Below are 24131 nucleotides of genomic sequence, written 5' to 3'. Positions count from 1 at the left end.
ACTCTATGTATTTAATCTTCGATACTGAAACAACCGGATTACCAAAACGCTGGGACGCTCCAATAACCGATTCTGATAACTGGCCTCGCTGTATTCAGATTGCGTGGCAGCTTCATGACGAAATGGGACAGCTTATTGAACATCAGGATTATCTGGTAAAACCGGACGGATTTAATATTCCCTATGATGCCGAACGTATTCACGGAATTTCGACCGAATTGGCTGAAGCTGATGGAATTACTTTGGAAGAAGTTTTAGAGAAATTCAATATTGCCTTAAGTAAAACCAAATTTATCGTTGGTCAGAATTTAGGTTTCGACGTTAATATTATGGGAGCTGAATTCCATAGAATGGGTGTTGATTCGCCAATGAGCACAATGCCGGTTTTAGATACCTGTACCGAAGTTACGGCTTCGTTATTACAACTTCCGGGAGGTCGTGGAGGAAAATTCAAACTTCCAACCTTAACAGAATTACACAGTTATCTTTTTAATCAACCCTTTGCAGAAGCGCACAACGCAACTGCCGATGTTGAGGCAACTACGCGTTGTTTTTTAGAATTAATTAGAAGAGAGGTTTTTACCAAAGAAGAACTGGATGTTCCGCAGGATTATTTCAAGGAATTCCAAGCTAGAAATCCGCAAGAATTTCCGTTAATTGGTTTAAAACACATAAATTTAAAAGCAGCTTCTGATAAAATCAGAGAGCAATTAAAAGCTTTAGAATCTAATGAGAAACAAACTACCGTTTCAGCTTCTGAAAGAGCCGATTTTAAAGCAGCAAAATATTCTCATTTACACAATCATACCCAGTTTTCGGTTTTACAATCTACAATCGGAATTGGAAATATAGTTTCGGCTACAGCCAAAAACGGAATGCCTGCGGTTGCGATGACCGATACCGGAAACATGATGGGTGCTTTTCACTTTGTGAGTGCCGTTATGAACCACAACAAAGCGGCATCTACGAAAAATAAAGCACTAGTTGAAGCCGGTGAAGAACCAACAGAAACAGAGATAAAACCAATCGTTGGTTGCGAATTTAATATTTGTGACAACCATTTAGATAAAAGTAAAAAAGACAATGGAAATCAGGTTGTATTGTTGGCCAAAAACAAAAAAGGCTATCACAATCTCGCGAAAATGTCTTCGATCGCTTTTACAGACGGATTTTATTATGTTCCGAGAATTGACCGAAATGTTATTGAGAAATACAAAGAAGATATCATGGTTTTGTCTGGGAATTTATACGGGGAAATTCCGAGTAAAATTCTGAACATCGGTGAAAATCAAGCCGAAGAAGCTTTGATTTGGTGGAAAGAACAATTTGGAGATGACTTTTATTTAGAAGTAATGCGCCACAATCAGGAAGATGAAAATCGTGTGAACAAAACCCTGATTGAATTTTCGCAAAAACACAATGTCAAATTAATTGCGACAAACAATACCTATTATTTAAATAAAGAAGATGCCAATGCACACGATATTTTATTGTGTGTAAAAGACGGTGAAAAACAGGCAACCCCAATTGGCCGTGGCCGTGGTTACCGTTACGGATTACCTAATCAGGAATACTATTATAAGTCGGAAGAAGAGATGAAAAAACTCTTTTCTGATCTGCCGGAAGCCATTATTAATATTCAGGAAATTGTAGATAAGGTGGAAGGTTATTCACTTTACCGCGATGTATTGCTTCCTAAATTTGATATTCCGGAAGAATTTATAGTTGCTGAAGATGAAGCAGATGGTGGAGTTCGAGGTGAAAATAAATACCTGCGACACCTTACCATGGTTGGTGCAGCAAAAAGATATGGCGAAATTACAGAATCGATTCAGGAACGTTTAGATTTTGAATTACTGACCATTTCGAATTCCGGATATCCGGGTTACTTTTTGATTGTTCAGGATTTCATTGCCGAAGCCAGAAAGATGGATGTTTCGGTAGGTCCGGGCCGTGGATCTGCGGCAGGTTCTGCCGTTGCTTATTGCCTCGGAATTACCAATATTGACCCAATTAAGTACGATTTGCTTTTTGAGCGTTTCCTGAATCCGGATCGTGTATCGATGCCCGATATTGATATCGATTTTGATGATGAGGGTCGTGGTCGTGTAATGGATTACGTAATTAATAAATACGGAAAAAATCAGGTAGCGCAAATTATCACTTATGGTAAAATGGCAACCAAATCAGCGATTCGTGATACGGCGCGTGTATTGGATTTACCACTATTTGAAGCCGACAGAATTGCAAAACTGATTCCGGGAATGATGCCGTCTAAATGGAATTTAGCTCGCTTTATTTCTGAAAGTGAAGAGGAGGTTAAAAAAGCACTTCGTTCGGATGAATTTGATAATGTAAAAGAGTTGATCGCCATTGCCAATGAAGGCGATTTAGCAGGAGAAACCATTCAACAGGCAAAAATCCTGGAAGGATCGATGCGAAATACCGGAATTCACGCTTGTGGTGTCATCATTACGCCATCGGATATTACGAATTTCGTTCCCGTTACCACTGCAAAAGATTCTGATTTATATGTAACACAGTTTGATAACTCGGTTGCAGAAAGTGCAGGATTGCTGAAAATGGACTTTCTGGGTCTGAAGACCCTTACGTTGATAAAAGATACCGTAAAACTGGTAAAGTACAGAACGGGAAAAGAACTGGATCCCGACACATTTCCGATTGATGATGAAGAAACCTATGCGCTTTTCCAAAGAGGAGAAACCGTTGGAATCTTCCAATATGAGTCGCCCGGAATGCAGAAATACATGAAAGATCTGAAACCGACGGTTTTTGGAGATTTAATTGCCATGAATGCCTTGTATCGTCCGGGACCTTTAGAATATATTCCTTCTTTCGTAAAAAGAAAAAACGGCGAAGAAGAAATTAAATACGATTTAGATGCATGTGAAGAATATTTAGGAGAAACTTACGGAATTACGGTTTACCAAGAGCAGGTAATGCTTTTGTCGCAATCGCTGGCTGATTTTACCAAAGGTGAGGCCGACGTTTTGCGTAAAGCGATGGGTAAAAAACAAAAGGACGTTCTTGATAAAATGAAGCCTAAATTTGTGGAGCAAGCGGCGAAAAAAGGTCATGATGCCAAAATTTTAGAGAAAATCTGGAAAGACTGGGAAGCCTTTGCGAGTTACGCCTTCAACAAATCGCACTCGACTTGTTATGCATGGATTGCGTATCAGACAGCATACTTAAAAGCACATTATCCGGCAGAATATATGGCAGCCGTACTTTCTAATAACATGAATGATATCAAACAAGTATCATTTTTTATGGAAGAATGTAAACGAATGGGCTTACAAGTTTTAGGACCAGATGTAAACGAATCGTACTATAAATTTACCGTAAATGATAATTATGCCGTTCGTTTCGGGATGGGCGCTATTAAAGGAGTGGGTTCAGGAGCTGTAAACACAATTGTAGAATGCAGAAAAGACGGAAGATATAAATCGATTTTTGATTTGGCTAAGCGAATTGATTTGCGTGCCGCTAATAAAAAAGCTATTGAAAACTTAGCACTTGCGGGTGGTTTTGATTCATTTGAAGGAACAACAAGAGCGCAATATTTTCATGATGACGGCGACGGAATTACGTTTTATGAAAAGGCAATTCGTTACGGATCTAAATTTCAGGAAAACGAAAATTCATCGCAGGTTAGTTTGTTTGGAGAAGCAAGCGAAGTGCAAATTGCAGAACCTGTTGTGCCTCCCTGTGAAGACTGGAGTACAATGGAAAAACTCGCTAAAGAAAAAGAAGTTGTCGGGATTTATATATCAGGACATCCGCTTGACGATTTTAGATTTGAGATGAAATACTTTTGTAATGCCCGACTGGAAGCATTAAAAAGTATGGAATTGTACGTTGGTAAAAACCTGAATTTTGCCGGAATTATCAATAACGTACAGCATCGTGTGGCTAAAAACGGAAAAGGCTGGGCAATGTTCAATTTAGAAGGTTATGATGAAAGTTATGAGTTCAGAATTTTTGGTGAAGAATACCTGAAATTTCGTCACTTTTTGATTCAGAATAATTTCGCATTCCTGAAGATTTTGATAAAAGATGGATGGGTAAATCATGATACAGGAAAAAAATCAGAACCAAGAATGCAATTCGTTGAGATACGACAGTTGCAGGACATACTGGAAGCCTTTGCAAAAAAATTGGTAGTATTGTTAAACATACAAGATTTACAAACAGAATTTATTCACAAGTTAAGCCATTTATTTAATCAAAATAAAGGAGATAATTCGGTGACTTTTGAAATCATGGAATTAGAAAAAATAAAACGTTTGGTCGAGGTAGAAACGACTAATGAATTTGAAGAAACTGAAGACGCCGTTTTTGTTGATGAAGAAAGTGAAAACGAAGATGTTGAAGCTATATCAGAAACTAAAATGCAGGAAGTCAAAGAGGTTGAAGAAATCAAGGTGGTTACGAAATTAACGATGCCAAGCCGAAGATTAAAAATCAAAATATCTGCAGAGTTACTGCAGGAATTAGAAAAAATGCAGGTTAATTTTAAATTGAATTAAATTTTAACAGTTAAATTTTAAAAGAATGCATTTTTATAATGTTAAAATTATGCATGCATAATACTTTTTTAGTAATATTGCTCGAAATTACAACGTTTTCGTTGAAAGTGTAACAAAACAAACTAGAAGAATATGTTAAAATGCTCTAAGTTTGTATAAAAACAATTAAAATCAGAATTATGAAAAAGAACCTATTTTTATTAGGATTATTGGTTTGCTCTTTGGCTACAATGGCGCAAACTGAAAAAGCAGACAAACCGGAAAGCTGGTATTTTAAATTAGGTGGATCTTATTTTAATCAAACTGCTTCGACAGAATTTCCAACCGTTGGAGGTAATGCAGCTTTAGATAGAACATATGTAGGAGGAAAATTAGTTTCTGAAAAAAGTGTAACAGGTTCTTTCGGACAAGGTTTTAGAACAGGTATCACTGCAGGATATCGCTTTTCAACACGTATTGGAGTTGAATTAGGTGTTAATTATTACACTAGTAATGATAAGAAAATGGCTCAAACAACATCTGATATACCTATCACACCAACAGGAGTATATAGTTTCAAATCAGTAGGTCAAATCACTGCGTTTGATGTAGCACCTGCAATTGTAATGTTTTTAGGAGAATCTAAAGGTTTTGAACCATATACTAAAGTTGGAATTTTAGTGCCTATTCATGGAGATCTAGAAATTACTTCTGATGCATATGCACCAATTGCTTTTACTCCTCAAGGAGCTCCGGCTGCTTTTGGATATGTTCACAGTGTTGATAAAGTAAAACCAAATCCAACATTAGGATTTACTGCTGCTTTAGGTACAACTTACAAACTTACTACACATCTTTCAGCTTTTGCGGAGTTAGAATATCGTAACTTTACAGTACATGGTGACACAAAAGAAACAACTGAATTTACAGTAAATGGACAAGATGCTTTAGCAACCAGAACTACGGCTCAAATTCATACAAACTATCAAGATCACTTAGATGTTAATTCTAATAATGCTTTGTTTAATCCAAACACAGCTACTCCTGATCAAAGAGACACTACAAGACCTAATGATGCAATGGACGAATTAAGTTCGTATGTTGGAATTTCAGGTCTAGGTTTGACTTTAGGTATTAAATACAGCCTATAATACTAAAGAATTTATAGTTTATAAAAAAGAGGATATTCGTTAGAATATCCTCTTTTTTTGTTTTTGTGTCATTTCGACGGAGGAGAAATCACATAACGCTGATTATACCGGCGAATATTATTCTATTTCGAATTCCTAAATTCCTTCAAAACTTCATCGATAACCCAGGTTGTTCTTGCGCCAGAAGTTCCTTTTGATGGAGAAAATCCTTCATTACCTAAAAGTTCTGCAACTACAGTTTCGATAAAAGGCTGTTGAATATGAAGCGGGTTTTCAATCGTAATACTTTCTTTTTCTCCGTTTGTATATTGAATATGAATTGGATCATTTCCGAAAGTTGAAAAGGAAATTTTACCTTTATCGCCTACAATTTCAGTATTGTCATAACGTTCAAAACTGGCAAAATTCCATAAACCAGTTCCGTGAATTCCATTCTCAAATAGAAATGACATCGAAACCGAATCTTCGGCAGGATAAGCCAAAAGCTGTGAACTTGCATGCCCACGAACCGATTTAATCGGACCAAAAACAAAATCAAGAAAATCTAAAGTATGGCAAGTCAAATCAACAAAGATTCCGCCGCCAGAAATGTGCGGCAAAACTGTCCAGGGTAAATTAATATCGTCATCATAGCGTTCTTCAAACGGATGATATAAAACACAATTTACATGCCTGATTTTACCTAATTTATTTTGATCTATTATCTCTTTTATTTTTAAGAATCTGGGTAAACTTCTTCTATAATAAGCAACAAATAACGGAACATTATGTTCTTTGCAAACGCTGATCATCTCGTTGCATTCTTCAAATGTCAAAGCCATTGGTTTTTCTACGTAAACCGGTTTCCCTGCTTTGGCGCACAAAATAGTATATTCTTTATGAGAAGACGGAGGCGTAGCAATATAAACCGCATCAACTTCCGGATCGTTAATTAAATCAACTGCGTTCGAATACCATTTCGGAACGTTATGGCGTTTGGCGTAATCTTCGGCAAGTGCAGCGTCTCTTCGCATTACGGCAACTAAAGCTGAGTTTGGAGCCTTTTGAAAAGCCGGACCGCTTTTAACTTCAGTTACATTTCCACAGCCTATAATTCCCCATTTTACAATTTTCATTTTTCTGGTTTTTTAGTTCTTTCAAATTTAAAAAAAGGTTTGCCACGAATTGCACTAATTTCCACGAATTATTTTTTCACGCAGATTTAAAAAGGTTTGAGCAGATGGGCACAGATTTTTTATTGATTAAATCAGCTTACAGATTAGTAAAAAAAGTTGCCACGAATTGCACTAATTTCCACGAATTATTTTCACGCAGATTTTAAAAGATTTGAGCAGATGGGGACAGATTTTTTATTGATTAAATCGGCTTACAGATTAGTAAAAAAGTTTGCCACGAATTGCACTAATTTCTACGAATTATTTCCACGCAGATTTAAAAAAATTTGAGCAGATGGGCAAAGATTTTTTACTAATTAAATCGGCTTAGATCTGCGTGAAATACAAAATAAAGCCACAAATCCAAAAAAAATAATTTGCGGATTTGTGGCTAAAAATGAAGAGTTAAAAATTTTACTTTTTTGGTAATTCTTTAAATCCCATATTGTAAAGCGTGAATGCCTGAATGTCTACATTTTCCTGAATTGTTGCCGCAACAGATTTTCCTGCTCCGTGACCTGCTTTTACATCAATACGAATCAAAACCGGATTATCTCCCGTTTGTTTGTCTTGCAGTTCAGCAGCAAATTTAAAACTATGCGCAGGAACTACACGATCATCATGATCTCCAGTAGTTACCATTGTTGCAGGATAGTGAACTCCTTTTTTTACGTTTTGAACAGGAGAATATCCTTTAAGGTATTCAAACATTTCCTTGTTGTCCTGTGCAGTTCCATAATCATAAGCCCAACCAGCGCCGGCTGTAAAAGTGTGATAACGTAACATGTCCATAACGCCAACGGCAGGTAATGCTACTTTCATTAAATCAGGACGTTGCGTCATTGTTGCTCCAACCAATAAACCTCCATTAGAACCTCCGCGAATTGCTAAGAAATCAGATGAAGTATATTTTTGAGCGATTAAATATTCCGCGGCAGCGATAAAATCATCAAACACATTTTGTTTATGCAATTTAGTTCCTGCATCGTGCCATTTTTTTCCATACTCACCGCCGCCTCTTAAATTGGCAACAGCATACACGCCGCCATTTTCCATCCAAACGGCATTCGAAATACTAAAAGCAGGCGTTAAACTAATATTGAAACCACCGTAACCGTAAAGAATGGTTGGGTTTTTACTGTTTAATTTTATTCCTTTTTTATAAGTGATAATCATCGGAATTTTTGTTCCGTCTTTTGAAGTATAGAAAACTTGTTTAGATTCGTAATCTTCACTTTTAAAATCCACTTTAGGTTTTTGATATACTTCTGATTTGCCTGATTTAGGATCAAAAGAAAAAATACTTCCGGGAGTTGTATAATTGGTAAAGCTGTAATATAATGCTTTTTCATGCTTTTTTCCTCCAAATCCGCCTGCAGTTCCTACGGCAGGAAGTTTGATTTCACGAACCAGTTTCCCGCTATAATCATATTGTAATACCAGTGAAACAGCATCTTTAGTGTAATTGGCAAAAAAATATCCGCCACCGGTTGAAGGCGACAAAACATTTTCAGTTTCTTTGATAAAATCTTTCCAGTTTTCAGGTTTCGGATTGCTAAAATCTACTGAAACAACACGTTTGTTTGGCGCATTAAGATCGGTTTCGATAAACAATTTAGTTCCTTCGTTTTCTATAATAGAATTGTCGCTGTTAAAATTATCTACAATGGGAATAATGGCACTGTTTGGAATTGTTAAGTCTTTAATGTAAAGCTCATTTCCGTAAGTAGAATTGGCTGCTGTAATGACTAAATAATGATTGTCTTCGGTAACGTAACCTCCAATATATCTTCTTTTTTGATCGGCACCAAAAATCACTTTATCTTCTTTTTGAGAAGTTCCCAACTTGTGGAAATACAATTTATGCTGGTCTGTTTTCGCAGATAATTCGCTTCCTTTTGGTTTGTCATAACTGGAATAATAAAAACCTTCATTTCCTAACCATGAAACCCCGCTAAATTTTACATCGACTAAAGTGTCTTCAACAATTTTTTTTGATAAAGCATCAATGATAATTACTTTTCTCCAGTCGCTTCCGCCTTCAGAAATAGAATAGGCTGCTTTGTTTCCATCTTTAGAAAAATCTAAACCGCCAAGCGAAGTTGTTCCATCTTTGGAAAAAGTATTCGGATCCAGAAAAACTTCTTCTTTACCATTTTCATCTTTTCTGTAAATAACAGATTGATTTTGAAGTCCGTTATTTTTAGAATAATAAGTAAATTTCCCTTCAATTGAAGGAGCTCCTATTTTTTCATAATTCCAAAGTTTTTCCATTCGCGTTTTAAGTGCTGAACGAAACGGAATTTTATCTAAATAACCATAAGTAACTTCATTTTCTGCTTTTACCCAGGCACCGGTTTCGGCCGATTTATCATCTTCAAGCCAACGATACGGATCGCTTACTTTAGTGTCAAAATAAAGATCAACGGTTTCGCCTTTTTTAGTTTCGGGATATTTAATATTTTGTCCAAATGAAATTCCTGCAGTAGTTATTGCCATTATAAGAATTGTTTTTTTCATAGTTTAAGTTTGTCGGTTGTAACAAAAATAGCACTTTTCGTGGAATAAAATTTAACCGCAAAGTGCGCAAAGATTTTATCTCACAAGTATCTTTAGAAAACACAAAGTTTGCAAAGCTTTGTATTGATCCTAACTTTGTGAACTTTGCGTTTTTAAAAACAAGTATGTGTAAAAAACTTTGCGTTCTTTGCGGTTAAATTAAAAATTTATAAGTTGAAATTCACACCCAGAACAATATTTCTTCCAATGTTCGGAATACCATCTGTTTTTAATCTTGAAAGATGCGCGATGTAACTTTTATCTAATAAATTGTTTCCGTTCAGGTTTACATCAAAAGCTGTTTTTCCTAATTTTACAGTTCCTCCTAAACCTAAATTTACCAAAGTATATCCTTTAGAAGCCGTTTCGAAACCACTTACATTATCCTGATCAAAAGTCGAAGAAACGTTTAAAGTTGCATAACCTTCCTCTAACCAGTTTTTGATTTTAAATTCAGTTCTAATCGTATTATTCCAGTTATTGGCAGGAATTAAAGGCAAATAATCATTGTTGTCTTTTTTACCCGTTACAGTTTCAAAACTCGTTTCAAAATGCAGCCAGTCTAAAGGATGCGGATGAAAATGCAATCCAACTTCGCCACCATATAATTTTGCATTATCCTGAATATAAGCAAAAACATCATTATCATCTCGGGTTTCTCCAGTAGGTGATGTATAGATATAATTGTTGATATGGTTGTAAAATCCGTTTACGAAAAACTCAAAATGCGAATTTTTGTATTCTAAATTCAAATCAGTCTGAACGTTTTGCTCCGTTTTCAAATCAGCATTTCCAATTTCATATCTATTAGTTCCTTCATGAACTCCGTTTGAAGTTAATTCGGCTAAATTTGGCGCTCTAAAACCAGTTGCTACATTCAATCGAAGCGTTAACGGTTCTGCGAGTTTCGTTTTGTATCCCAAAGAAGCATTAAAACTATCGAATGATTTGTCTAAAGCCTGAAAATATCCTTCTTCACCTTCAATTCCGTGTGCTTCAGAGGTAATGTTTCTGTTGTCGAAACGTAATCCGGCTTGTAAAACGCTATTTCCCCATTCGTAATTTCCGGTTCCAAAAACGCCAAAATCATTTGTTTTTGCATCCGGAATTAAATATTCTTCACCAAAATTAGTATTGGTTTGGTGCATTCCCTGAACACCTAAAATGGTTTCAATTTTGCCTAATTTCGGAAAATGATATTTTACATTGTAGTTTAAAGTGTTCAGTTTCATGCGAAGAGAAGCAGTGTTGCTGTCTTCAAATTCACTTCTGTCATTGGCGATATAACCCAAATCAACGTCTAATTTTGAATTTTCAAAGAAGATAACATTGTTTAAACTCAATAAATGATTGAAAATTCCCTGTCTCGGAAATTGAGTGTCTTTGCTTGAAGATTGCTCGCCAATTCCGTCTTCCGGAATTCCTAAGTCTAATTTATTGTAATTGTATCGTAAAACACTTGAGAAAGTCGAGTTGCTGTAGCCAATTCCGGTTTTAAAATCGGTTTCGTTATAACGTGTGTTCGTTACGCGATCGCCGTTATCGCCAATTTTGTAATCAGAATGAGTGTTGAAACTTCCGCGAGCCAGAAACTTCCAATTATCTGTAGACGTTTTTAATCCAATTGATGAATTGCTTCCTTGTGTATTCGTGAAATATTTTTGACTAAAATTTGCTTTAAAAGTATTCGCATCAGCAAACTTTTCAGGATTAAAATATAAAACACCGCCCAAAGCATCAGAGCCGTATAATAATGAAGCCGGTCCTTTAATTACTTCAACACTTTCGATTCCGGCATCGTTTAAGCCTAAACCATGTTCGTCTCCAAATTGTTGATTTTCGATACGAACACCTTGCGAATAAACCAAAACACGATTTCCGCTAAGTCCGCGAATTACTGGTTTCCCGATAGAAGTTCCTGTCGAAATTTGCGAAACTCCGGGAATAGTCGCCAAACCTTCAATCAATGTTGAAGTTCCTTTTTGCTGCAACGTTTTGATGCTTTCATGTTCGACTTTCATTACGTTTTGCGATTGTAATTTGTTGAAAGGAGTTGAAACGACAACTTCATCCATTTCAAAAATAGATTCCGAAAGAACAACATCTAAAGTGTTTTCTTTTAATAATTTAGCGATAGTTTTGTTTTGTGTAGTAAAACCGACAAAAGCAAAAGCAAGGCGTAAACTTCCGTTAGGAAGATTTTTAAATTCGTATTTTCCGTTCTCGTCAGTTGTGGTTCCTTTATGTAATTCAGGAGCATAAACAGAAACGCCTGGCAAGGGGTTATTTTCAAGATTTGTAACGATTCCTGAAACAGAATTTTGAGCAGAAAGTAGGCCCGAAAACCCTAAAATAAGGGCAATTATAATTTTTTTCATTTGAAAATGATGCTATAGTTAATTGAATTTTTTCTCTTTTTAGATGAAAAAAATAAAATAACAGTAAAGCTTTCCAATCCTGAAACAATTGCAAGACTGGGAAACCCAAAGTTTTTTTTCGATAAAAGAGTTTGATTTTTATTTCGAATATTTCGAAATCTAAGAAACTAGAGCTGTGGGCGGACCACGTAATAAATAAGCGCTTTCTGAAGCCGAAAATATTTTTTCTGAAAGCGTAAAGAAATAAGGAATGTCCTGATTGAAAGTATGAAATTGAAAAGCAAATTCCTGAGGAACTATATAACTTGCAAAAGTAAAATGACATACATAACAAAGATCGTAATTATGATGCTCGTGTGTTATTTCGCCACTCGGATCACTATAATTGTGATGGCATTGTTTTTCTGAAAGCTGCTTAACAATATGCTCATAACTGTGTATCGACTGAAACAATATTGAGAACAATACTGTTAGAGCCAAAGAAACACTTAATATGAGTTGTCTTTTTTTCATGCAGGACAAAGGTATAAAAGAGCAATGAATAATCGATTTGTTTTTTTGATTCTATTGCATTTTTATTAAAAATTCTTCAGGAATAGATTGTATTCTTTATGAAAAAGAGCATAATTAATCCTATCTTGAACTATCATTATATTATATTTGTAAGTGAAATAAATCAACTCTAAAAAACGTTTACTTGAAAACCTCCTTAAAACCAAAATACAATATGCGAATCCTTTTTAGTTGTTTATTTTTAGTTTCTTTTTTTAATGTTTTTTCTCAGGAAGAAGAAAAACCAAAAATAGAACCTGTTATAAAAATCGATTCTTTGTATCGTGAAGATCAGTTTTATTTTTCGGTTACCTACAATCTCTTGTCCCAGATTCCGCAAGGGCTTAGACAGGATAAGTTTTCTGCCGGACTTTCTGCCGGATTTCTTCGTGATATGCCTATCAATAAAAAAAGAACTATGGCTATTGCTGCGGGTTTAGGATTAAGTTATCAGAACTTTTTTCAGAACCTGACGATTTCTAAAGATGGAAGTGGTGCATTGGTTTATAATGTAAATGACTATAATGAAATTGTATCTAATAAATACCGACAATATTTAGTAGATCTTCCTATTGAGTTTCGATGGAGAAATTCTACTTATGAAAGTACTAAGTTTTGGAGAATTTATGCCGGAATTAAATTAAGCTATGCTTTCTCGACCAAATCTACTTTAGATGACGGAGAAACTACGTATAAAGTCGTAAACAATTCTGATATTAATAAATTTCAATATGGTCCTTATATATCAGCAGGGTATAATACCTGGAACGTTTATATGTATTACGGCTTAAACCCTTTGTTTAATAATGTAAGAACCCTTTCAGGATCAGATTTGGAGGTAAAAACAATGAATATTGGTTTGATTTTCTATATTCTATAACCACAAATATAAGAAGAGCAATTGCGGAAATATTCCGATAAATGTGCCAATTAGCAATTCGTTGTTAGAGTGCGCTTCCATGACCAAACGAGACGACGCTACAATGCCAGTTAATAATATTAAAAGCGCAGCCCAATATGGATTTTGCATTTGTAAATGAATATTCAATCCGATTACAAAAATCGCAAGCGAACTAATAGCCAGCATATGCAGACTTGCTTTTATTTGAAAAAGCGAACAAACTAAAGCTAAAATTGTACTGAACAAAGCTCCCAGAAAAAAGAAATGAAGTTCAGGATAACGCGCTATAACAATGCTTCTTTTTACCAACAATATATATAGAAAACATTGTAAAATAAGTGGGATTTTGCGCTGCGAAGTTTCATGAATCATAACTGATTTTACATGTCCCGTTGAACGAAGCAACAAAAAAAACAATATTGGCACTATAACTGTAATGATCAGAATTTGAAACAAAACATAATATTTTTCCTGAGTTGTAAAAATATCCCCCTTACAAAACAAATAAAATAAAGTAGCATACATCGAGATAAAAATCGGATGCAAAATATAGGAGAAGACAGGAAGGATTTTTTTCAAAATGAGGAAAATTTTGTGGTCTTCAACAAATATAATAATTTTTTTTGCCACGAATTTCACAAATTTTCACTAAATTATTTTTAATTTTTTGCCACAGATTACAATTAATTTCATTGGATTTTTAATCTCTGGCTTATTTTTAAATCGCTTAATGGTTTCACGCAGATTCAAGCAGATATAAGCCGATTTGATTAGTAAAAAATCTGTGCACATCTGCTCAAATCTTTTTAAATCTTCGTGAAAATAATTGGCGAATTTGTGGTTAACTTTTTAAGCAGTTTAATATAAATAATTCCTGAAAATTTGTGAAATTCGTGGCAAACCTTTTTTTAAATTTGACAAAAGAAATTCCCTAAATGAGCATAAACTTAAAAAGCCTAATTTCAGTTCTCGACGCCAAATTTATTGGTCAGGAAACGGATATTTTTATCGATCATATTTCTATAGACAGCCGTTCGTTGCAAAACGGTTTTCAAACTTTATTTTTTGCTTTATCAGGTATAAATAATGATGCCCATTTGTACATTCCGGAACTTATAGAAAAAGGCGTTCAGAATTTTGTCGTGCAATATATACCGGATAATTATGAAGGAAAAGCCAATTTTCTGGTTGTAAATGATTCATTAAAGGCTTTGCAGGAATTTGCAGGTTATTATCGTGATCTTTTTAATTTTCCTATTATCGGATTGACCGGAAGTAATGGCAAAACGATTGTAAAAGAATGGCTCAACTTTTTACTGAGTCCGGATTATAATATTATCAGAAGCCCGAAAAGTTACAACTCCCAGGTTGGTGTTCCTTTGTCTGTAATTGCCATTAATGAAAAACATAATTTGGGTATTTTCGAAGCCGGAATTTCTACGGTGAATGAAATGGTCAATCTCGAAAAAATCATCAAGCCAAATATTGGAGTTCTAACCAATATTGGTTCTGCACACGACGAAGGTTTTGAAAATTTAGAACAAAAAATCAAAGAGAAATTACAGCTTTTCAAAAAATCAAAAATAGTCATTTATCAAAAAAATGAACTTGTTGATCAATGTTTAGTTGATTTTTCTAAAGAGAATTTTCTAAGTGAACGAAAACTTTTTTCCTGGAGTTTTTCAGATCAATCAGCAGATGTTTTTGTTTTAAAGAAAGAAACTAAAGACGACATAACGGTTATTAAATATGAATATAAAAACGAGATTTTTAATTTGGAAATTCCGTTCCAGGATTCAGCTTCTATAGAAAATGCAATTTCCTGTTTGTTGGTTTTGCTTTATTATCAATATAATTCCGCAACAATTCAAAACCGTATGCAAATGCTGTATCCGGTAGAAATGCGTTTGGAAGTTAAAAACGGAATCAACAATTGCAGTATTATTGATGATAGTTACAGTTCTGATTTTCAGTCGCTAAAAATTGCTTTAGACTTTCTGGAAAGCCAAAAAAAGAATGCCTCTAAAACGGTTATTTTATCCGATATTTTTCAAAGCGGATTTTCAAACGAAGAACTATATTCTAAAGTAGCGCAACTAATTTTAGATAACAAAATAAACCGAGTTATAGGAATCGGGACAACTATTTCTTCTTTTAAGGACAAATTCCCGAAAAGCATTATGTTTCAAAATACGGCAGAATTTACAGCCAATTTTGAAAGTTTAAACTTCGCAAACGAAACTATTTTAATAAAAGGAGCAAGATCATTTCAGTTTGAAGAAATCGTGACTTTGCTCGAAGAAAAAACGCATGAAACGATTCTCGAAATCAACTTAAATTCGATAAGTCATAACCTGAATTTCTTTAAATCAAAACTAGCCAGCGATGTAAAAATGATGGTAATGGTAAAAGCATTTGGTTACGGAAACGGTGGTTTGGAAATTGCAAAATTACTCGAACACCATAAAGTTGATTATTTAGGTGTGGCTTTCGCTGATGAAGGAATTTCACTTAAAAATGGCGGAATCAAATTGCCAATTATGGTTTTGAATCCGGAATCGACGAGTTTTGCCTCGATTATTCAATATCAGTTAGAACCCGAAATTTACAGTATAAAAGGCTTAAATGCTTTTTTGAAAATTGCTCGAGAAAAGAATTTAAAAGATTTTCCTATTCATATAAAGTTAGATACAGGAATGCACCGATTGGGTTTTGAAGCCAATACAATTGATGAATTAATTGCTACTTTGAAAGGCAATTCAACCGTTCGTATTCAGAGTGTTTTATCGCATTTGGCCACAAGCGACGATATGAACCATTATGATTTTGTGATTTCTCAGATCAATTTATTCGAGAAATTATCATCAAAATTAATGACAGAATTAAAAGTAAATCCAATTCGACATATTTTGAACACCTCCGGAATTAGTAATTTTCCTTCGGCTCAATTTAATATGGTCCGATTAGGAATCGGATTGTACGGAGTTTCGAATGATGCATCAGAACAAAAATATCTGGAAAATGTGGGCACTTTAAAATCGATTATTTCTCAGGTTCGCACCATTCCCGCAGGCGACAGCGTGGGTTACGGCCGCCGTTTTATGGCTGAAAAAGAAACTAGAATCGCCACAATCCCGATTGGTTATGCTGATGGAATTTCGAGATTATGGGGAAATGGAATAGGGTATGTTATGATCAAAAACCAGAAAGCACCAATTACGGGAAGTATTTGTATGGATATGTTGATGGTTGATGTGAGCAAAATTGATTGTAAAGAAGGCGATTCAGTAATTATTTTTGGAGAAAATCCAACCGTTACTGAAATTGCAAATGCTTTAAAAACAATTCCGTATGAAATTCTGGCAGGTATTTCACAACGTGTCAAAAGGGTATTTTTTAGATAATTTGCAGGAATTTTCCCGAAAATTATGTATTTTCGGCATTCAATTAATTTTAAACTAAATAAGAATTATGGGATTTGTATCAGAATTTAAAGAATTTGCAACGAAAGGCAACGTAATAGATTTGGCTGTCGGTGTAATTATTGGAGCTGCTTTTAATAAAATTGTAAGCTCATTAATTGATGATGTAATTACGCCATTAATACTAAAACCGGCATTAGATGCAGCGCATTTATCAACAATTGAAGAACTGACGGCTTTTGGCGGAGTTAAATACGGTGTGTTTCTTTCGGCAGTAATTAACTTTGTAATTGTGGCTTTTGTATTATTCCTAATCATAAAAGGATTAAACAACCTTAAAAAGAAAGATGTTCCGCCACCTGCACCAACCGGACCAACGCAGGAAGAACTTCTTATTCAGATTAGAGATCTGTTAAAAAATAAACAATAATATATTATACCGCTACACTAAGTCTAACTTAACCGCTTCTTAATTGAGGCGGTTTTTTTGGTTTTTGTTTGTTTTGTAACATTTTGTTATTTTTTGTGAATCGCGTTGTTTTGACTTTTATTATGTATACTTTTGCAGAGTAATTTAGATTAATTCATACTAAAAATATAAAAATGAGAATAGCGGTTGTAGGTGCCACTGGTATGGTTGGCGAGATAATGCTTAAAGTTTTAGCGGAAAGAAATTTCCCTGTAACAGAATTAATTCCTGTTGCATCTGAAAAATCAATAGGAAAAGAAATCGAATTTAAAGGTACTAAATATAAGGTTGTAGGATTACAAACAGCAGTTGATTTGAAAGCTGATATTGCAGTTTTTTCTGCCGGAGGAGATACATCATTAGAATGGGCACCAAAATTTGCTGCAGCCGGAACAACAGTTATTGATAACTCTTCTGCCTGGAGAATGGACCCAACTAAGAAATTAATAGTTCCTGAAATCAATGCTTCAATATTAACAAGAGAAGATAAAATTATTGCAAATCCAAACTGCTCTACTATTCAAATGGTATTGGCTTTGGCGCCTTTGCATGCAAAATACAACATTAGAAGAATTATTGTTTCTACTTACCAATCAATCACCGGAACGGGTGTAAAAGCGGTTAGACAGTTAGAAAACGAATATGCAGGAATTCAGGGAGAAATGGCTTATAAATATCCAATTCACAGAAATGCGATTCCACATTGTGATAGTTTTGAAGACAACGGATACACTAAAGAAGAAATGAAATTGGTTCGTGAAACTCAAAAAATTCTTGGTGATAATACCATCAGAGTTACGGCTACGGCAGTTCGTGTTCCGGTTGTGGGCGGACATAGCGAAGCAGTAAATGTTGAGTTTACAAACGATTTTGATGTACATGAAGTTCGTGAAATTTTACACAATACTGATGGAGTAGTAGTTCAGGATAATTTAGACACTTTTACCTACCCAATGCCATTATATGCAGAAGGTAAAAATGATGTTTTTGTTGGAAGAATTCGTCGTGATGAAAGCCAGGAAAACACTTTAAACATGTGGATAGTTGCTGATAACTTAAGAAAAGGTGCTGCTACAAACACGATTCAAATTGCTGAATATTTAATTGCAGCAGGTTTGGTATAATTAGAGGTTAAATAAAATTGTTATAAAGAAAGCCGTAATTACAGCAATGTGATTACGGTTTTTTTGATTGTAAAAAGAAATGTAAATTGTATTTTGCATTAACATAAAATCAAATTTGTCAAAGAAGAGTAAAAATTAAAATTATGAGAAAAGAAACAAGTCATTTTTGGTTTGGGAATTTTAAGACCGAAAATGAATATTTTAATTTTGTAGGCGAAAGTGAAGATTATTATCTAGATGATGATGACGATGATGAAAAATACATTTCAGAATTTGCAAAATCACAAGGAAAATATTTTTTAGATCATGATTTTATGGAAAGTGGATTTGCAGTTGAAGAGATTTCATTTGAAGAAAAATTCAAAATCTATTCCTATTCGTCCCAATGGATTAAAATAGCCAAAGAAAGGCTGGAAAATTTGAACTATGATTTATCTCAAATTAATACGGTTGTTTTTATAACAAAAGAGTTGATTAAAAATCCGGTGTCAATTGATAATCTATTATACATTGGAGAAATCGAGTATGAAATCTAAAATAAATAAAAAAAGCGAGAACCTAAATTCTCGCTTTTTTGATATTTAATACTCGGGAGCCAGTTCTAACTCTAATCCTTCTAATTCTGTAGTAATTGGAATCTGACAGCCTAAACGACTGTTAGATTTAACATAAAACGCTTCCGAAAGCATAGCTTCTTCTTCATCTCCCATTTCAGGTAATGCAACATCATTAAGAACATAACACTGGCAAGAGGCACACATTGCCATTCCTCCACAGGTTCCTTCAACAGGAAGTTCGTATGCTTTGCATAACTCCATTATATTCATTGCCATATCAGTCGGAGCTTGTAACTCGTGTATAACTCCTTCTCGATCTTTAATCTTTATTAATACATCCATTTTAATTTTGGAATTTTCTTTTTAGGATTTTATAACGTGAAAAAATCCTTCTATTTATATTAGCTAGGTTTTATGCTAAATGCATATTCTTTATTGGTTTCTTCCTTTGGACGCATTTTTACGCCAAGAATATTTCCGTTTTTCTCTAGTATAATAACTACCGCTATTACAGAATAATAATCTCTGTCAGATTGAAAGATTAGTGTTCCTTCATAAGTTGAATTTACTACACCTTGTTTATCTGTAGTAACAGAAACTTTTCTAGGATGTGAAAACTCTGCTGCGCTATAAGTTGCTTTGTTTGCAAATTTAGCTTTTCCATCACAAAAGTCATATAAAAAATCGTAATTACCGATTCTTAAACTTCCTTCTTCTGCTGACGGAATAGTTGAAAAAACAATTTGTCCGGCATACTTAAAATCAGTCCATTCTTCAGACTCGTTTAGCCAAGCTTTGTCAACTACTAATGTTTGAGGACTTTGTTGCGCATAATTAGCTGAAACAAAGAATAATAAAAAAAATAGAGCGTAAAAATTCTTCATATAATTCGAATTAAGGGGTTACGTCACAAATTTAATTTAAAATTGTAACAATCCTATACGAAATCTCTTAAATCTTTAGAGACTTTTTTGTTAAAATCGCAAAAATAGATTAAATATTGATCATTATCCTTAATATTTCGAAATCAAAATGATTAAAGGTCAATTATTCTTGTTAATTCATCATATTGAATAACGAACAAAAAAGCTTGATTTATTACATTATATTAACCACAGTTTCTATTTGCGGCGCATATTTTTTTATCGTTGTTTCAACTCCTGCTTTCAAAGTCATTTGATTCACACTACAGCTAATGCACGCTCCTTCAAGACGAACTTTAACATGTTTATCTTCATCAATTGAAATAAGTGTAATGTCTCCTCCATCAGAATTTAAGAAAGGTCTGATTTCGTCAAGAGCCAATAATACGTTACTAGTTAATTCTTCTGTTGTCATAATTTAGATTGTTTGATTTTTAGACTGCTAGACTTAAAATTTCCGAACTATAAATAATCCGGAAATCTAAATGATCTAAAAATTTATTTTTTGCCTACTGCTGAACATCCTGCCATAGTTGTAATTTTAATGGCTTCTGTAGCAGGTAAACTATCGTTTCTGTTTACTGTTTCCTGTACAACGTTTCTAGTTATCTCTTCAAAAATAGTTTCTATTAAAGAAGCTGTTTGCAAAGCTGCAGGACGACCATAATCTCCTGCTTCACGAATAGATTGTACAATTGGTACTTCTCCTAAAAATGGAACGTTTAAATCTTCAGCAAGGTTTTTTGCACCTTCTTGTCCAAAGATATAATATTTATTGTCAGGTAATTCTTCTGGTGTAAAGTACGCCATATTTTCAATAATACCCAAAACAGGCACATTGATATTATCCTGCATAAACATGGCAACCCCTTTTTTAGCATCTGCAAGTGCTACAGCTTGTGGTGTGCTCACTACAACTGCACCGGTAATTGGTAATGATTGCATGATCGATAAATGAATGTCTCCCGTTCCCGGTGGTAAATCGATTAGCATAAAATCTAATTCTCCCCAATCAGCATCAAAAATCATTTGATTTAATGCTTTTGCAGCCATTGGACCTCTCCAGATTACTGCCTGACTCGGAGCTGTAAAAAATCCGATTGAAAGTATTTTTATTTCATAGCTTTCAACAGGTTTCATTTTCGATTTTCCATCAACAGTTATTGAAACTGGCTTTTCATGTTCAACATCAAACATAATTGGCATCGAAGGTCCGTAAATATCAGCATCAAGAACACCAACTGCGAATCCCATTTTTGCTAAAGTTACGGCTAAATTTGCTGTAACGGTAGATTTTCCAACTCCGCCTTTACCAGAAGCAACGGCGATTATATTTTTTATTCCGGGAATTGCACGACCTTTAATTTCGTTTTTCTCAGGAGTTTCTACTTTAATATTTACTTTAATTTTAGCTTCTGGTGATACTAATTCGTGAATTGTTTTTTTAATATCATCTTCGGCTCTCTTTTTTATGTGCATTGCCGGAGTATGCAATACTAAATCTACTACAACTTCATCGCCAAAAGTTATTACATTGGCAACAGCTCCACTTTCAACCATATTTTTTCCTTCTCCTGCTACTGTAATTGTTTCCAGAGCTTTAAGAATTTCTTTTCTGTCTAATTTCATTTTTAATGTCGTGTTTCAATTGATTGAAATTAATCTAAAAATTGTTTTTATTTAAACTGATTTCAGACTGCAAAGATAACAGATTATGTTCGGACTTTAACTTTTTTGGATTGGATTTGTTGATATAGAGATTAACGAAAATGATTGTGACAGGTGGACAGAGCTTCTTTATAACATGATTTTATTATTGAAAATAAAAATACCCGCCAAATTTTATAAATCTGGCGGGTATTCAAAAAAAATGGTCTACAAGCTTTTATTCGTATTTTAAATATTTCAAAATATCTATTTTGGTAACTTGATAAGCTTTGGCAGAAACAATTACTAAAGTCAAAATTAATAAAGACAGTAGGGCAATAGTAAACGGAACAACCGAAATTCCAATTCTAAAGGCGAAATTCTCCAGCCATTTTTGCAGCAAAAAATAAGCAGGAACAATTCCGATTCCGAAACCAATTAAGCAAAAAACGATATATTGTTTTGAAAGTTCTTTCAGTAAAACATCGGTTTCTGCGCCAAGCGTTTTTCTGATGGCGATTTCCTTCAATCTTCTTTCCATAGAAAAAGAAGCCAAAGCAAACAATCCAAAAACGGCAATGATAATTACGACCAGATTCAAAATAAAAAACAAATCTTTTTGTTTCACTTGTTCCTGATAGGTTTTAGCAAATCCTTTGTTTACAAATTCATAATCAAAAGGATAATCAGGATTTACATTTTTCTCCCAATACGTTTTTAGCTTATCCAAAGTTTCGGTTAAATTATTTGGAGAAACTTTTATATAAACATTGCTAAAGTTGTTCCATTCTAATGTTTGAAGATTAATGAAAACCATTGGAGGTACTTTATCTTGGAGTCCGGTAATATGAAAATCTTTTACAACGCCCACAATTTTAAATTTCATTTCTCCCTTCTCATTTCCCCAGCCAGAAGTTATTACGGTATTTATCGGATTTTTAAGTCCGAGAGTTTTGGCAAGAGTTTCATTTATAAGCCAATTGTCAATAGTGTCAGAAGCAAATTTAGGAGATAGGTCACGGCCTTCTACAATTTTAATTTTCATCATTTCCAGAAAACCAAAATCCATTTCGACATTTCTTGGCTGAACAAAAATTCCGTTGTGAGTAAATCCGGAACTCGAGCTGGTACTGTTACCAAAAGTTCCTGCAAAAGTAGAAACCTGCTGAACTCCCGATAATTTTTTGAGTTCTTGTTTCATTGCGAGAAACTTATTTGTTTTCTGTTTGTAATCAGGATAATTAAATGGAATTCTAATGATTTGATCACCGCTAAAACCAAGCTCTTTGTTCATCATATAATTTACCTGAGAGTTCACAATTAAAGCTCCGATGATAAAGAATGCTGCAATACCAAATTGAAAAATCAGCATCGAATTTCGAATCCAGATTCCGCTTTTGCTTCTGGAGAAATTACCTTTAAGAACCTTTAAAGTTTCAAAATTTGAGATATAAATGGCAGGGAAAATACCCGCAAGAACGATTACTAATCCAAAAATAAAAATGAGCTGCAGGTAAAATTCACCGCCATTCATAGTCAAATTTTTCTTTAAAAAGACATTGTAATAAGGTAATGAAAGCTCTACGATTGCTAAGGCAAACAAAATTGCAAGTATCACAATTATCGCAGTTTCAAATATAAATTGAGCAATAATTTGTTTTTTACTGGCGCCAACAATTTTACGGACACCTACTTCTTTAGCACGTTTTATGGCAGATGCTGTGGCTAAATTAATGTAATTAACAAGGGATAACAGCAAAATTAAAACTGATAAACCAACCATAATGTAAAGCAATTGCAAATTACCTTTTCCTTCAGGGAAATTGCTTCCGCTTGATTTTGTTCCGTGTAGTCGTGCCGTTTTCAGTTGATCTATAATTACGGTAGTCTGTCCATATTCTTTAACAAAATCTTTGACTGATTTACCACTTGATTTTGCTTCCTTTAAAGTTCGATTTACATAATCTACATTTTGCATTTTCTTCCAAACAGTAGCAGGATCAGCGTTTTTCTTCATTTTAACCATGAGGCCATAATTAAAATTTCCCCAACTGTCTGCATCCTGGTCACGCCTGATTCCTCCAAAAACAAAATTTGGTTCAATAGAAGAAGGCCTTGAAAGGCGATAAATAGATTTTACAACATAAGAATTGCTCTTAAATTCAACAGATTTTCCTATCGGGTCCTCATTTTTAAAGAGCAAATTTGCCTGATCTTCAGAAATAGCAACACTGTATTTTTCTTTTAATATGTTCTTTTTTGCTCCTTTTATTATTTCAAAAGGGAAAATATCAAAAAAACCGTTATCAGAAACTGTGATTTTTTTATCAAATAATTTCTTATTTTCAAATTTGACAACATCTTCATTGTACCAAATATTCATAAAAGAGATTTGTTCAATTTCAGGAATTGTAGCTTTGCAAGTTTCACCAAACGGAATAGAATTCGTAGCCCAAATGTCGCCAGTCATTCCTATTTGGTTAAGTACCTGATAAGAGTTTTCTTTTTCGGGATTCCATTGGTCATAAGAGTTTTCATTATTCCAATATAAAATGGCGAATATTACTCCTGCAACTCCAATGCTTAACCCTAAAACATTTAAAAACGAAAACAATTTGTTTTGCCTTAAATGATATATAAATATTTTAAACCAGTTAAAAATCATTTTGTAATTTTTTAGTTATTTGATTTGTTTTTGGTAAACCCAATTAAGGATTTAAATAATTGCCAATATTTTGCAAACGAATCCTATCAGAATTACAATT

The 24131-nt window shown here is 34.1% G+C and carries 17 protein-coding genes; 7 read left to right on the top strand and 10 right to left on the bottom strand.

The genetic code is table 11. The annotated features are described in order from the left end of the window. Window positions 1-5 precede the first annotated feature (5 nt). Window positions 6-4550: a DNA polymerase III subunit alpha gene (gene dnaE / locus EV143_RS00240; protein ID WP_133505860.1), complete on the top strand. Its 4545-nt coding sequence runs from the start codon at window positions 6-8 to the stop codon at window positions 4548-4550. 179 nt (window positions 4551-4729) lie between these two features. Beyond that, entirely contained in the window at window positions 4730-5680 is a 951-nt protein-coding gene (locus tag EV143_RS00235) for an outer membrane beta-barrel protein (RefSeq protein WP_133505858.1), read from the top strand. A gap of 122 nt (window positions 5681-5802) precedes the next feature. On the opposite strand, the gene EV143_RS00230 is transcribed toward EV143_RS00235, so the two are convergent. From EV143_RS00230 to EV143_RS00215, 4 genes are all read right to left on the bottom strand, one after another. After that, complete coding sequence (locus EV143_RS00230) at window positions 5803-6795, bottom strand: Gfo/Idh/MocA family protein (RefSeq protein ID WP_133505856.1); 993 nt, start codon at window positions 6793-6795, stop codon at window positions 5803-5805. Between the two features lie 453 nt (window positions 6796-7248). After that, window positions 7249-9354 carry a prolyl oligopeptidase family serine peptidase gene (locus EV143_RS00225; RefSeq protein ID WP_133505854.1) on the bottom strand — a complete coding sequence of 702 codons (2106 nt, stop codon included), beginning with the start codon at window positions 9352-9354 and terminating at the stop codon, window positions 7249-7251. A gap of 206 nt (window positions 9355-9560) precedes the next feature. Continuing rightward, window positions 9561-11771 (bottom strand): TonB-dependent receptor, encoded by a 2211-nt coding sequence (locus tag EV143_RS00220; protein ID WP_133505852.1) that lies wholly within the window; start codon window positions 11769-11771, stop codon window positions 9561-9563. 159 nt (window positions 11772-11930) lie between these two features. Then, window positions 11931-12284 carry a hypothetical protein gene (locus tag EV143_RS00215; RefSeq protein ID WP_133505850.1) on the bottom strand — a complete coding sequence of 118 codons (354 nt, stop codon included), beginning with the start codon at window positions 12282-12284 and terminating at the stop codon, window positions 11931-11933. 184 nt (window positions 12285-12468) lie between these two features. On the opposite strand from EV143_RS00215, the gene EV143_RS00210 reads away from it, so the two are divergent. Further along, complete coding sequence (locus tag EV143_RS00210) at window positions 12469-13203, top strand: porin family protein (RefSeq protein WP_317128056.1); 735 nt, start codon at window positions 12469-12471, stop codon at window positions 13201-13203. On the opposite strand, the gene EV143_RS00205 is transcribed toward EV143_RS00210, so the two are convergent. After that, window positions 13198-13803 (bottom strand): hypothetical protein, encoded by a 606-nt coding sequence (locus tag EV143_RS00205; protein WP_243739765.1) that lies wholly within the window; start codon window positions 13801-13803, stop codon window positions 13198-13200. The two genes, EV143_RS00210 and EV143_RS00205, sit on opposite strands and share 6 nt — an antisense overlap. A 356-nt stretch (window positions 13804-14159) precedes the next feature. Here EV143_RS00205 and EV143_RS00200 point away from each other — a divergent pair, with 356 nt between their 5' ends. The 4 genes from EV143_RS00200 (at window position 14160) to EV143_RS00185 (ending at window position 18775) form a co-directional block, all read left to right on the top strand. Continuing rightward, entirely contained in the window at window positions 14160-16628 is a 2469-nt protein-coding gene (locus EV143_RS00200; RefSeq protein ID WP_133505848.1) for a bifunctional UDP-N-acetylmuramoyl-tripeptide:D-alanyl-D-alanine ligase/alanine racemase, read from the top strand. Between the two features lie 67 nt (window positions 16629-16695). Continuing rightward, window positions 16696-17076, top strand: a complete 381-nt coding sequence (mscL, locus tag EV143_RS00195; protein WP_133505846.1) for a large conductance mechanosensitive channel protein MscL — start codon at window positions 16696-16698, stop codon at window positions 17074-17076. Between the two features lie 173 nt (window positions 17077-17249). Next, window positions 17250-18239 (top strand): aspartate-semialdehyde dehydrogenase, encoded by a 990-nt coding sequence (locus tag EV143_RS00190; protein ID WP_133505844.1) that lies wholly within the window; start codon window positions 17250-17252, stop codon window positions 18237-18239. A 143-nt stretch (window positions 18240-18382) separates the two neighbouring features. After that, complete coding sequence (locus EV143_RS00185) at window positions 18383-18775, top strand: immunity 22 family protein (RefSeq protein ID WP_133505842.1); 393 nt, start codon at window positions 18383-18385, stop codon at window positions 18773-18775. Between the two features lie 45 nt (window positions 18776-18820). On the opposite strand, the gene EV143_RS00180 is transcribed toward EV143_RS00185, so the two are convergent. The 5 genes from EV143_RS00180 to EV143_RS00160 all read right to left on the bottom strand — a co-directional run bounded on the left by EV143_RS00180 (window position 18821) and on the right by EV143_RS00160 (window position 24031). Beyond that, window positions 18821-19138, bottom strand: a complete 318-nt coding sequence (locus tag EV143_RS00180; RefSeq protein WP_026982672.1) for a 2Fe-2S iron-sulfur cluster-binding family protein — start codon at window positions 19136-19138, stop codon at window positions 18821-18823. A 59-nt stretch (window positions 19139-19197) separates the two neighbouring features. Then, window positions 19198-19680, bottom strand: coding sequence for a hypothetical protein (locus EV143_RS00175; RefSeq protein WP_133505840.1), 483 nt, complete (start codon window positions 19678-19680; stop codon window positions 19198-19200). A 214-nt stretch (window positions 19681-19894) separates the two neighbouring features. Then, window positions 19895-20134, bottom strand: a complete 240-nt coding sequence (locus EV143_RS00170; protein WP_095385495.1) for a NifU family protein — start codon at window positions 20132-20134, stop codon at window positions 19895-19897. 83 nt (window positions 20135-20217) lie between these two features. After that, window positions 20218-21348: an Mrp/NBP35 family ATP-binding protein gene (locus tag EV143_RS00165; RefSeq protein ID WP_133505838.1), complete on the bottom strand. Its 1131-nt coding sequence runs from the start codon at window positions 21346-21348 to the stop codon at window positions 20218-20220. 256 nt (window positions 21349-21604) lie between these two features. Next, entirely contained in the window at window positions 21605-24031 is a 2427-nt protein-coding gene (locus EV143_RS00160) for an ABC transporter permease (RefSeq protein WP_133505836.1), read from the bottom strand. Window positions 24032-24131: the final 100 nt, after the last annotated feature.

Origin of the sequence: Flavobacterium chryseum (genome assembly GCF_004362015.1) — a bacterium.
GTDB lineage: Bacteria > Bacteroidota > Bacteroidia > Flavobacteriales > Flavobacteriaceae > Flavobacterium.
The sequence above is the reverse complement of the archived record's forward strand: the minus strand, read 5'-3'. Positions and strand labels throughout refer to the sequence as shown.